Source organism: Nitratireductor sp. ZSWI3, assembly GCF_024655565.1.
Taxonomy (GTDB): domain Bacteria; phylum Pseudomonadota; class Alphaproteobacteria; order Rhizobiales; family Rhizobiaceae; genus Nitratireductor.
On the sequence record NZ_JANKOF010000137.1, the window covers coordinates 1 to 9190 of the forward strand.

Below are 9190 nucleotides of genomic sequence, written 5' to 3' on the forward strand. Positions count from 1 at the left end.
GGCGCCGGCTGGCGATGAAAGTACGGCGGGCTGCATCACGATGCGCTCTCCTCCCCCGCCAGCGGGCCGCGATGGCCGTCCGCACGTCGTCCTTCGCAATGGTCGGTATCAGAGCAGACGAACATCCGCCCGCCGCGATCGTCGAGAATGACCTCGTCGAGATAGACGCCGGTGCCGCCGCACAACGCGCAGGGCTCCTCGAAGGTCTGCACCTCGAAAGGATGGTCGTCGAAGTCCAAGCTCGCCACCCGGGTGTGCGGGGGAATGGCGTAGATGCGCTTCTCGCGGCCGGCGCCGAAGAGCTGCAGCGCCTTCGACATGTGCATCTTGGGATTGTCGAATTTCGGCGTCGGCGAGGGGTCCATCACGTAGCGTCCCTCGACCTTCACCGGATAGGCGAAGGTGGTGGCGATGTGGCCGTGCTGGGCGATGTCCTCGTAGAGCTTGACGTGCATCAGCCCGTATTCCTCGAGCGCATGCATCTTGCGCGTCTCGGTCTCGCGCGGCTCGAGGAAGCGCAGGGGCTCGGGGATCGGCACCTGGTAGACGAGCACCTGGCCGGCCTCGAGAGGTTCTTCGGGAATGCGGTGGCGCGTCTGGATGAGGCTCGCCTCGCCGGTATGGGTGGTGACGGCGACATTCGCCACCTTCTGGAAGAAGGCGCGGATGGAGACCGCGTTGGTGGTGTCGTCGGCGCCCTGATCGATGACCTTGAGCACGTCGTCGGGACCGATGATGGAGGCCGTCACCTGCACGCCGCCCGTCCCCCAGCCATAGGGCATCGGCATCTCGCGGCTGGCGAAGGGCACCTGATAGCCGGGTATGGCGATGGCCTTCAGGATGGCGCGGCGGATCATGCGCTTCGTCTGCTCGTCGAGATAGGCGAAGTTGTATTGGGCGATCGTGTCGGCGCGGGCGTTCATTCTGCGGCCTCCTGGCGTTCGCCGGTTTTGGCGCCGGTCTCGTCGCCAGCCTGGCGCTCCTCGTACTCGCGGCGCATCTGGCGCACCAGGCCGAGTTCGGCCTGGAAGTCGACGTAGTGCGGCAGCTTCAGGTGCTCGACAAAGCCGGTCGCCTGGACATTGTCGCAATGGGAGATGACGAACTCCTCGTCCTGCGCGGGCGCGGTGATGTCCTCGCCGAGCTCGGTGGCGCGCAGCGCCCGGTCGCAGAGCGCCATCGCCATCGCCTTGCGCTCGGACTGGCCGAAGACGAGGCCATAGCCGCGCGTGAACTGCGGCGGCACCTTCATCGATCCCTTGAACTGGTTGACCATCTGGCATTCGGTGACGCGGATGCGGCCGAGGGTGAGCGGGAAATCGAGCTCCGGCACGTCGATCTCCACCTCCACCTCGCCGATGCGGATTTCGCCGGCAAAGGGGTGGTTGCGGGCATAGCCGCGCTGCGTGGAATAGCCGAGCGCCAGCAGGAAGCCTTCGTCACCGCGCGACAGGGCCTGCAGGCGCAGGTCGCGCTGCATGGGGAATTCCGGCGGCTCGCGGGTGATGTCGCCGGGCTCCCGGTCTTCCGGCAGCGAGCCGTCCTCTTCGATCAGCCCTTCGCGGGCAAGGATGTCTGAGACGCGCGGCATCGCCTCGTCGGCGCCCGCCCGCGACTGCGGCCCTGCCGGGTCCTCGTCCCCGGCGAGCTCCGGATCGAGCAGGCGATGCGTGTAGTCGAAGGTGGGGCCGAGCAACTGCCCGCCGGGCAGGTCCTTGTAGGTGGCCGAGATGCGTCGCTCGACCAGCATCGCCGCCGTGTCGATGGGGCGCGTGTAGCCGAAGCGCGGCAGTGTGGTGCGATAGGCGCGCAGGAGGAAGATCGCCTCGATCATATCGCCGCGCGCCTGCTTGACGGCGAGCGCGGCGAGCCCGGTGTCGTAGAGGGAGCCCTCGGCCATCACCCGGTCGACGGCGAGCGACAGCTGGCCGGCGATCTGTTCCAGGGTCAGCGACGGCACGCTGCGGTCGCCGCGGCGGCGGTCGGCCAGAAGCTGGTGGGCGTTGCGGATGGCCGCCTCGCCGCCCTTGACGGCTACATACATGATTGAGCCTCCTGATTGACGATGCGGGTCGTGCGGGGCAGGGCGGCGAGGCCCTCGCGGCTGACCAGGATGATGTCGGTGCCGCGTGGGAAGCGGGCATGGTTCTGCGCCCATTGGCGGGCGAAATGGCGCGGCATGGGATGCGGTGCGAGCTGGGCCTGGCGTTCGATGCCCGGCCCTTCGAGAACCAGTTCGGGGCCGGCCGAGAGGCTTCTCACCTGCAGCACGAGCGTCGTCGAGCGGTCCGGATATTCCTGCGATCCCGGAGCGAAATTCTCCAGGCCGATCAGGGTTTCCGGCTCGGCGGCAAAGGCGAAATGCGCGTCTGCCGGGGTGTTGGCGAGCGGCGCGCCGGTGTGGAAGGCGAGCCATGCCCGCACGGCCTCCTCGGCCGCCAGGACGGGGTCGAGCCAGATCGGCGTGTCCTGGTCGCACAGGGTGAGCGCGACGCTTGCCGCCTCCGGGGTCAGCGGCGCCGGAGGCCTGGTGAGGGCCGCGCCCTGCCGCACCGTGCCGGGCTCGGCAATCGCCTGCATGACGGCGCGGAAAACGCTTTGCGCATCGAGCACGGGATTCTTGAAGCCGCCCTCGATGGCGATGGAATCGAGCCTCATCAATCCTCTCCTCGCACCATGGTGAAGAAATCGACCCGCGTGGCGGCGATTTCGGCGCGCCTGGCGGCATCGGCCGCGCTGCGCCTGTCGCGCAGGGGTGCGAGGATCTTTTCCTCGATCGCCGCTTCGAATTCCGGCCGCTGGCGCAGCGCGTCGATGATGGCCGCAATCCGCACCTTGGTCTTTTCGCGGCCGAGGGCATAAGCGTGGCCGACCTCGCCCGTGGGAAGCTTGACGGTGGCGCGGGTGACGGTCGCCTCGCCGAAGTTGAAGGCCGCACCGCCGCCGCCCATGCGGCCGCGCAATGCCACCAGGCCGGTTTCGGGGCCGCGCAGCGTTGCCGCGCCGTCCGGCAGCTTCGCATCGCGCCACAAATCCAGGAGATCCTCGCCGGGTGCGGCGGCAAGCACCGCCATCGCCTCGCGCCGCCGCTCCGCCACGGCCTGTCTTTCCTGTCTCGAGACCATCGTGCCTCCATCGGATGTAAATTTGTCTATTGTTCTAGACAATCAAACATATTATAGATCGTGCCTAACGCTTGTCCATGACGCGATGATGACAGCAACTCGGGAGAAGACGGAATTTGACGACGGCGAACGAAACGATGATCGAGCGGCGCAGCGGCGTGGCCCTGTGGCGGCAGATCGCCGACCGCATGCGGCGCGAGATCTCTGCCGGCCTTGCCGACGAGAACGGGCGCATGCCGCCCGAGGTGGTGCTGGCGGCGCGCTTCGGCGTCAACCGCCACACGGTGCGCACCGCCATCGCTGCACTGGTGCAGGAGGGTGTCCTGCGCGCCGAGCAGGGGCGGGGCACCTTCGTCGAGGGGCGGCAGCGGCTCGCCTATCCGATTCGCTCGCGCACCCGCTTTTCGGAAGGGCTGGCCGGCCAGACGTGCGGCCTGAAGGCGATGCTGCTCGACGATGCGGTGGAGCCGGCATCCGGCGAGGCGGCGGCGGCGCTCGGCGTCGATACCGGTGCGCCCGTGGTCCGGCTCGAAACCCTGTCGGAAGCGGACGGCCGGCCGATCTCACGCGGGCGGAGCTGGTTCGACGCCGCCCGCTTCGGCGGGATGGCCGAGACATTCCGGCACACCGGCTCGATCACCGCCTCGTTCAAGGCGCTCGGGCTTGCCGATTATTTTCGCCGGTCGACCGTCGTGACGGCGCGCCACGCCGATGCGGCGGACCTGCGGGACCTGCGCCTCTCGCCGGGGGCCATCGTGCTGGTGACGGTTGCCGTCAATGTCGATGCGCAAGGGCGTCCGGTGCAGTATTCGGAGACGCGCTTCGCCGCCGATCGGATAGAACTCCACGTGGCGGACGGCGGCGGGACGACTGCCGGATAGACGGGGGTTCACTCGCCGCTCACCGCGAAGTTACCTGGTCCGCCGGGTCTTTGCATTGATTTGCGCAGGGTCGCCATGCTCTATCGGGCATGGCATCTGTCCCGTTCGAGCAACCCTGGGAGATTCGATTGCGCAAATTCGCACTGTCCGTGGCGCTCCTTGCGCTGGGAACCATCGCCGCGCCCGCCGACGTCATGAAGCCCGACCCGCGCGAATGGGACGACGTTCTTGAAAAGGCGCGCGGAGAGACCGTCTATTTCAACGCCTGGGGCGGCTCGCAGAACATCAACGCCTATATCGAATGGGCGGGGGAGGAGTTGAAAGAGCGCTTCGGTGTCACGCTCAGACAGGTGAAGCTGGAGGATACGGCAAGCGCCGTTGCCACCGTGATCGCCGAAAAGGCCGCCGGCCGCGAAACGTCGGGCTCGATCGATCTGATCTGGATCAACGGCGAGAATTTCGCCGCCATGAAAAGCCAGGGTCTGCTGATGTCGCCGGGATGGGCGGAGGACCTGCCCAACTGGAGCTATGTGGATGTCGAGAGCAAGCCGACGATCCGCACCGATTTCACCATCCCCGTCGAAGGGCTGGAAAGCCCGTGGGGCATGGCCAAGCTCGTGTTCTTCTACGATTCGGCGCGCACCGCCGTGGAGACGCTACCGCAGAACGCGGACGGGCTGCTCGAATGGGCGAAGGCCAATCCCGGCCGCTTCTCCTACCCGCAACCGCCGGATTTCATCGGCTCGTCCTTCCTGAAACAGGTGCTGATCGAGAAGATCGGGAACCGGGCGCTGTTGCAGAAGCCGGTCGACGAGGCGGCTTTCGCCGAGGTGACGAAGCCGCTCTTCGATTATCTCGATGCGCTCAACCCGCTGATGTGGCGCTCGGGGCGCGCCTATCCGCAGAATTACCCGGCGATGAAGCAGCTTCTGGCCGATTCCGAACTCGACGTCGTCTTCGCCTTCAATCCGGCGGAAGCCTCGAGCGCCATCGCCAGCGGCGAGTTGCCCGCCACCGTGCGGTCCTTCACCTTTCCGGGCGGCACGCTGGCCAACACGCATTTCCTGGCCATTCCCTACAATGCCACCGCCAAGGCCGGAGCCCTGGTGACGGCGAATTTCCTGCTGTCGCCTGAGGCCCAGGCCCGTAAGCAGGATCCCGCGATCTGGGGCGATCCGACGGTGCTGGCGCTCGGCAAGCTCGGCGCTGAGGATCGGGCGCGGTTCGACGCGATCGATCTGGGCGTCGCGACGCTCAGGCCGGACGAGCTCGGCCCGGCGCTCGATGAGCCGCATCCGAACTGGATGGAACGCATCGAGACCGAGTGGAAGCGACGCTACGGTGTTGGCAATTAAGCCTGGCTTGCGATGGCAATGCTGACGCGCCTCGGCCCGCTGCTTGCCATCGGGGTTCTCACCGTCCCGGTCGCCTTCGGCCTCGCCGGCACTCTCCTGCCGGCATTCGGGTTCCTGCCGGTGCTGGGCGGCATGCGCTTCAGCCTGGCGCCGCTCACCGCGCTGTTCGCTGAGCCGGCTATTTTTTCCTCGGCGCTGATGAGTCTGGTTGCCGGCCTTGCGACGGCGCTCGTCTCGCTCGTTGTGGTGATGCTGTTCACGGCGGCCTGGAGCGGCACGCGCGCCTTCGCCCGGGTTCAGCACCTCGTTTCGCCGCTTCTCTCGGTGCCGCACGCGGCCGCGGCCTTCGCGCTGGCCTTCCTGATCGCGCCGTCGGGCCTCATCGCGCGCGTCATCTCGCCCGAGCTGACCGGCTGGCAGCGTCCGCCGGACCTGCTCATCGTGCACGATCCGCTGGGGCTTTCGATGATGGTCGGGCTGATCGTCAAGGAGATACCGTTCCTGCTGCTGGTGACGCTCGCCGCCTTGCCGCAGGTCAAGCCGGCGCGCACGCGGGCGCTGATCGCCTCCATGGGCTATGGTCGCGTCGCCGGCTTCATCTTCGGCCTGTGGCCGTCGATCTATCCGCAGATCCGGTTGCCGGTCTTCGCGGTCATCGCCTTCGCCACCTCGGTGGTCGACGTGGCGGTCATCCTCGGGCCGACGACGCCGGCGCCGCTGGCCGTCAGGCTGGTTGGATGGATGAACGATCCCGACCTGTCGCTGCGCTATCTCGCCTCCGCCGGAGCCCTGCTGCAGCTTTTCGTCACCGCGGTGGCGATCGGCCTGTGGATCCTTTTCGAGAGGCTGGCGGCGCGCCTGCGCGACCGCTGCGCGCTGGCCGGGTGGCGCCTGCGCGCCGATGCGCCGGTGCGCTGGAGCGCGCTGCTGCTGATGCTGCTGTCGGGAGGAGCGATCTTCGCCGGCCTCGCGACGCTTGCCCTGTGGTCTGTAGCTGGCCTCTGGCAATATCCCGACGTGCTGCCGTCGTCCTTCGGGCTGCGCAACTGGATGCGCGTGCTGCCGCATCTGGCGGGGCCGTTGGGGACGACGCTGCTGGTTGGCCTCGCCTCGACGCTCGCCGCCGCCATTATCGCCATCCTGTGCCTGGCGCGGGAGGACGAGATGGGGCATGCGCCGGGCCGCTGGGCGATGGCGCTGCTCTATCTGCCGCTGGTCGTCCCGCAGGTGGCCTTCCTGTTCGGCCTGCAATTGCTGTTCATCCTGTCGGGCGTGCAGGCGACGCTGACGGCGCTGGTGCTCGCCCATCTGGTCTTCGTGCTACCCTATGCCTATCTCAGCCTCAAGGACCCGTGGCGGGCCTTCGACCGGCGCTACGATCAGCTTGCCGCAGGGCTCGGCAAGGGCGCCTGGCGGCGTTTCCTCTTCGTCCGGCTGCCGATGCTGACCCGGCCGATCCTGGCCGTCGTGGCCATCGGGTTTGCCGTTTCGGTGGGCCTTTATCTCCCCACCGTTCTGATCGGCGCCGGACGGCTGACCACCATCACCAGCGAAGCGGTGGCGCTCGGCGCCGGTGGGAACCGAAGGGTGATCGGCATCTATGCCTTTCTGCAGATGATGCTGCCCGCGGTCGGCTTTGCCGTTGCCACCATCGTGCCGGCGCTGATATTCCGGCGCTTACGCGACATGCAGGTTTGAACGGGTTCCGCATTGACCGACAAGGGCCTTTTCATCGATCGGGTGACCATAACGCTGGACGGGCGCGAGATCGTCTCGCTGTCACGCCGCGTGGCGCCTGGCGTGGTGCTCACCGTCATGGGCCCTTCTGGTGTCGGCAAATCGACGCTGCTCGCCTATATCGGCGGGTTTCTCGATCCGGCCTTCACGGCGAGCGGCCGTGCGTTCGTCGACGGCGTGGAGGTGACGGCGCTGAAGCCGGAGGACCGTCACATGGGAATCCTGTTCCAGGATGCGCTGCTCTTTCCGCATATGAGCGTCGGCGGCAACCTCCTGTTCGCGCTGCCGGCCGGCAGCGGCGATCGGCAGGAGCGGCTGCGCCGCATGCGGCAGGCTCTGGCGGGCGTCGGCCTCGCCGGGCTGGAGGATCGCGACCCGGCCACCCTCTCGGGCGGGCAGAAGGCACGGGTGGCGCTTGCCCGCGTCCTGGCGGCGGCGCCGCGCGCCCTGCTGCTCGACGAACCCTTTTCCAAGCTCGATGCGGCCCTGCGCGAGCAGATGCGCGAGCTGGTCTTCTCCAAGGCGCGCGAGACTGGTCTGCCCGTGCTGCTCGTCACCCATGACGAGGCCGATGCCGAGGCCGCCGGCGGCGACATCGTGAAGCTCGGCGAATGACAGGCCGGACGATCCCGCCGCCCTTGCCGACACTGCCGGTGAGCGCCGTGCTGCCGGCCCTGCGTGAAGCGCTCGACAGGAGCGGCAAGGCCGTGCTCGTCGCTCCGCCCGGCGCCGGCAAGACGACGCTCGCTCCGCTTGCGCTGCTCGATGCCGCCTGGGCGAAGAAGGGCCGCATCGTGCTTCTGGAGCCGCGCCGGCTCGCCGCCCGTGCGGCGGCGCGACGGATGGCGGCCTTGCTCGGCGAGGAGCCGGGCGAGACCGTCGGCTATGCAATGCGCATGGAGCGCAAGCTTTCCGGCAAGACCCGCATCCTCGTCGTCACCGAAGGCGTTCTGGCGCGCATGATCGTCGACGATCCGGAACTCTTAGGCATCGCCGCCGTCCTGTTCGACGAGTTTCACGAGCGCTCTCTCGACGGCGATTTTGCGCTGGCGCTGGCGCTCGATGCGCAGGCCGCCCTCAGGCCGGACCTGCGTCTCCTGGTCATGTCGGCGACGCTCGACGGGGCGCGCGTGGCGGCCCTTCTCGGCGATGCGCCGGTGATCGAGAGCGAGGGGCGCAGCTTCCCCGTCGACCTGCGCTATGCGGAGCGCCCGCCCGGCGAGGCGATCGAGGATGCGACGGCACGGGCGATCCGCACGGCGCTCGCCGAGGAAGAGGGCAGCCTGCTCGCCTTCCTGCCCGGCCAGCGCGAGATCGAACGCACCGCCGGGCGGCTCGAGGGGCGGCTGCCGGCGGATGTGGATGTCACGCCGCTCTATGGCGGGCTCGACGGCAAGGCGCAGGACGCCGCGCTCCGCCCGGCGGCGGAGGGGCGTCGCAAGGTCGTGCTGGCGACGTCGATCGCCGAGACCTCCGTCACCATCGACGGTGTGCGGGTGGTGATCGACAGCGGGCTGTCCCGATTGCCGAAATACGAGCCCGCGACCGGCCTGACGCGGCTCGAGACGGTGCGCGTTTCGCGCGCCTCCGCCGACCAGCGCGCCGGCCGCGCCGGACGAACGGCGCCCGGCATCGCGCTGAGGCTCTGGCGCGCCGAGCAGACCGCGGCGCTGCCGGCCTTCATGCCGCCGGAAATCCTCGAGGCGGATCTGTCCGGCCTGCTGCTCGACTGCGCCGCCTTCGGCGTCGCCGATCCGACCAGCCTCGCCTTTCTCGATCCGCCCCCGGCGGCTGCCCTTGCCGAGGCGCGCGGCCTGCTCGTTCGCCTCGGGGCGCTCGACGATGCCGGCCGCCTGACGCCGACGGGAGCCGCCATGCGCAAGCTGGCGCTGCCGGTGCGGCTGGCGCATATGGTGGCGATGGCGGCGGAAGAGGGGCATGCCCTGGCGGCCGCGGAGCTTGCCGTGCTTCTGTCCGAGCGGGGCCTGGGCGGCAATGCGGTCGATCTCGACGATCGCCTGCAGCGGTTCCGCCGCGAGCGCGGGCCGCGCGCTGAGCAGGCCCGCAAGCTGGCCGCGCGCCTGGCGCGGGC

9 protein-coding genes are annotated in these 9190 nt (G+C 68.7%); 5 read left to right on the plus strand and 4 right to left on the minus strand.

The genetic code is table 11. The annotated features are described in order from the left end of the window. Positions 1-35 precede the first annotated feature (35 nt). Genes NUU27_RS23875 through phnG form a run of 4 tightly spaced genes read right to left on the minus strand, consistent with a single transcriptional unit; the run spans position 36 to position 3125 of the window. The gene (locus NUU27_RS23875) at positions 36-923 is read right to left on the minus strand and encodes an alpha-D-ribose 1-methylphosphonate 5-phosphate C-P-lyase PhnJ (protein ID WP_257764802.1); all 888 of its coding nucleotides are present in this window, start codon (positions 921-923) and stop codon (positions 36-38) included. Then, positions 920-2044: a carbon-phosphorus lyase complex subunit PhnI gene (locus NUU27_RS23880; RefSeq protein ID WP_257764803.1), complete on the minus strand. Its 1125-nt coding sequence runs from the start codon at positions 2042-2044 to the stop codon at positions 920-922. The genes NUU27_RS23875 and NUU27_RS23880 overlap by 4 nt, the downstream gene beginning before the upstream one ends. After that, on the minus strand, positions 2035-2658 hold the full coding sequence (gene phnH, locus NUU27_RS23885) for a phosphonate C-P lyase system protein PhnH (protein WP_257764804.1): 624 nt from the start codon (positions 2656-2658) through the stop codon (positions 2035-2037). Before phnH ends, NUU27_RS23880 begins: the two co-directional genes overlap by 10 nt. Continuing rightward, positions 2658-3125, minus strand: coding sequence for a phosphonate C-P lyase system protein PhnG (phnG, locus tag NUU27_RS23890; protein ID WP_257764805.1), 468 nt, complete (start codon positions 3123-3125; stop codon positions 2658-2660). Before phnG ends, phnH begins: the two co-directional genes overlap by 1 nt. A gap of 137 nt (positions 3126-3262) precedes the next feature. Here phnG and phnF point away from each other — a divergent pair, with 137 nt between their 5' ends. The 5 genes from phnF to hrpB all read left to right on the plus strand — a co-directional run. Further along, positions 3263-4006, plus strand: a complete 744-nt coding sequence (phnF, locus tag NUU27_RS23895) for a phosphonate metabolism transcriptional regulator PhnF (RefSeq protein ID WP_257764810.1) — start codon at positions 3263-3265, stop codon at positions 4004-4006. 89 nt (positions 4007-4095) lie between these two features. Further along, positions 4096-5361 carry an ABC transporter substrate-binding protein gene (locus tag NUU27_RS23900; protein WP_257764806.1) on the plus strand — a complete coding sequence of 422 codons (1266 nt, stop codon included), beginning with the start codon at positions 4096-4098 and terminating at the stop codon, positions 5359-5361. A gap of 12 nt (positions 5362-5373) precedes the next feature. After that, the gene (locus tag NUU27_RS23905) at positions 5374-7059 is read left to right on the plus strand and encodes an ABC transporter permease (protein WP_257764807.1); all 1686 of its coding nucleotides are present in this window, start codon (positions 5374-5376) and stop codon (positions 7057-7059) included. Positions 7060-7071: 12 nt separating this feature from the next. Next, positions 7072-7713, plus strand: a complete 642-nt coding sequence (locus NUU27_RS23910; protein WP_257764808.1) for an ATP-binding cassette domain-containing protein — start codon at positions 7072-7074, stop codon at positions 7711-7713. Further along, the coding region (gene hrpB / locus NUU27_RS23915; RefSeq protein WP_257764809.1) for an ATP-dependent helicase HrpB at positions 7710-9190 on the plus strand (1481 nt) is incomplete at its 3' end. The genes NUU27_RS23910 and hrpB, both read left to right, overlap by 4 nt.

Excerpts from the sequence above, each read along its gene's own strand:
- NUU27_RS23880 (WP_257764803.1), bottom strand. The coding sequence starts at position 2,044 with ATGTATGTAGCCGTCAAGGGCGGCGAGGCGGCCATCCGCAACGCCCAC.
- NUU27_RS23905 (WP_257764807.1), top strand. The coding sequence starts at position 5,374 with ATGGCAATGCTGACGCGCCTCGGCCCGCTGCTTGCCATCGGGGTTCTC.
- NUU27_RS23875 (WP_257764802.1), bottom strand. The coding sequence starts at position 923 with ATGAACGCCCGCGCCGACACGATCGCCCAATACAACTTCGCCTATCTC.
- phnH (WP_257764804.1), bottom strand. The coding sequence starts at position 2,658 with ATGAGGCTCGATTCCATCGCCATCGAGGGCGGCTTCAAGAATCCCGTG.
- phnF (WP_257764810.1), top strand. The coding sequence starts at position 3,263 with ATGATCGAGCGGCGCAGCGGCGTGGCCCTGTGGCGGCAGATCGCCGAC.
- phnG (WP_257764805.1), bottom strand. The coding sequence starts at position 3,125 with ATGGTCTCGAGACAGGAAAGACAGGCCGTGGCGGAGCGGCGGCGCGAG.
- NUU27_RS23900 (WP_257764806.1), top strand. The coding sequence starts at position 4,096 with ATGGCATCTGTCCCGTTCGAGCAACCCTGGGAGATTCGATTGCGCAAA.